This is a genomic window from Paenibacillus glycanilyticus, assembly GCF_023715145.1.
In the GTDB taxonomy this organism is placed as follows: Bacteria; Bacillota; Bacilli; order Paenibacillales; family Paenibacillaceae; genus Pristimantibacillus; species Pristimantibacillus glycanilyticus_A.
In genome coordinates this window covers 1-437 of sequence record NZ_JAMBNP010000056.1, presented here as the reverse complement: position 1 = coordinate 437, position 437 = coordinate 1, and the positions used below count along the sequence as shown (strand labels likewise).

Here is a 437-nt window from a genome sequence, read left to right as displayed (position 1 = left end):
GAGGACACCCCCCTCGCGGTAGCGCAGCGGGAAGACGTGACCGGGTCGCGTGAGCTCCCACGGCTCGGTGGCCGAGTCGGCCAGCGTCTTGGCGGTGTGGGCGCGGTCTGCGGCGCTGATGCCGGTGCTGACGCCGTCACGGGCATCGACCGAGATGGTGTAGGCGGTGCGCAGCTTGTCCTTGTTGTGCGGGGTCATCAGCGGGATCTCGAGCCGCTCCAGCATGTCGCCGGGCATGGGGACGCAGATGACGCCGCTGGAGTGCCGGATGGTGAAGGCCATCAGCTCAGGGGTCGCCTTGGCGGCCGCGAAGATGATGTCGCCCTCGTTCTCGCGGTCCTCGTCGTCGACGACGATCACCGCCTTGCCAGCGGCGATGTCGGCGATGGCCTGCTCGACGCTGTCGAGCCGGATCGACTCACTCATGCGACCGCTCC

General features: G+C 68.9%; 1 protein-coding gene. It reads right to left on the bottom strand.

Annotated features, from left to right (window positions below; all coding sequences use genetic code 11):
- Positions 1–426: 3,4-dihydroxy-2-butanone-4-phosphate synthase (locus M3194_RS30935; protein ID WP_251657973.1), on the bottom strand; the 426-nt coding region annotated here is incomplete at its 3' end.
- Positions 427–437: the final 11 nt, after the last annotated feature.